Origin of the sequence: Paraburkholderia tropica (assembly GCF_914484835.1) — a bacterium.
Classification (GTDB): domain Bacteria; phylum Pseudomonadota; class Gammaproteobacteria; order Burkholderiales; family Burkholderiaceae; genus Paraburkholderia; species Paraburkholderia tropica_A.
This window is the reverse complement of record NZ_CAJZAR010000106.1, coordinates 338-1,705: the sequence shown is the minus strand read 5'-3', so window position 1 is coordinate 1,705 and position 1,368 is coordinate 338. Positions and strand designations below refer to the sequence as shown.

Annotated in this window: 1 pseudogene; it reads left to right on the top strand. The window is 63.7% G+C overall.

Annotated elements, in window-relative coordinates:
- Positions 1–1,368 (top strand): annotated as a pseudogene (locus LDO54_RS37800) (hypothetical protein); the annotation flags it as partial.

Below are 1,368 nucleotides of genomic sequence, written 5' to 3'. Positions count from 1 at the left end.
ACGTGAAGCTGAGCAACGTGGCGGCAGGCACGCTGTCGTCGACGAGCACGGATGCGGTGAATGGTTCGCAGCTGTACGCGACGAACAACAACGTCACGAGCGTCACGAACACGGTGAACAACATCGTGAACGGCGGCGGCATCAAGTACTTCCACACGAACTCGTCGCTGGGCGATTCGGTGGCGACGGGTACGAACTCGACGGCGATTGGTCCGGTAGCAACGGCTGGCGCAGCGAACGCGATCGCGATCGGCAACGGCGCGAATGCGTCGACGGCGAACTCGGTGGCGCTGGGCAACGGCGCGACCACGGCAGCGGCTGTGGCGACGACCAATGGCGTGATCGGCGGCACGACGTTCACCTATGCAGGCACGACGCCGACCGGCGTGGTGAGCGTGGGCACGGTGGGCGGCGAACGTCAGCTTCAGAACGTCGCAGCGGGTCAAGTGACGTCCAGCAGCACCGACGCGGTGAACGGCTCGCAGCTCTACGCGACCAACAAGCAGGTGACGAAGAACACGGGCGACATCTCGAACATCTACACGCAACTGACGAACCTCAGTGGCGGTGCGATCGACGCGGTGATGTACGACTCGTCGGCGCATGATTCGGTGACGTTGGGCGGTTCGGGTGCATCGCCGGTCGCGCTGCACAACGTGAAGGATGGCGACGTCTCGGCATCGAGCACCGATGCAGTGAACGGCTCGCAGCTCTACGCGACGAACACGAACGTGTCGAACCTCGCGGGTACGGTGACGAACATCGCTGGTGACGTGTCGAACATCGCCGGTAACATGACCACGCTGCAAGGCCAGATGGCCGATGCGGTGTCGTACGACTCGTCGGCGCACGACTCGGTGACGCTGGGTGGTTCGGGCGCGAGCTCGGCAGTTGCTCTGCATAACGTGAAGGATGGCGACGTCTCGGCATCGAGCACGGACGCAGTGAATGGCGCACAGCTGTACGCGACCAACACGAACGTGTCGAACCTCGCTGGCGACGTGACGAACCTGGCTGGCGACATCACGAGCATCAGCGGCAAGCTGCAGGACGCAGTGCTGTACGACTCGTCGGCGCATGACTCGATCACGCTGGGCGGTACGGATGCAACGACGCCGGTTGCGATCCACAACGTGAAGGATGGCGATGTCTCGGCATCGAGCACCGACGCGGTGAACGGCGGCCAGCTGTACGCGACGAACACGGCGGTGTCGAACCTGGCTGGCGATATCACGAACATCAACGGCAAGCTGCAGGACGCCGTGCTGTACGACACGTCGGCGCACGATTCGGTGACGCTCGGCGGTTCGGGTGCATCGTCGGCAGTCGCGCTGCACAACGTGAAGGATGGCGACGTCTCGGCATCGA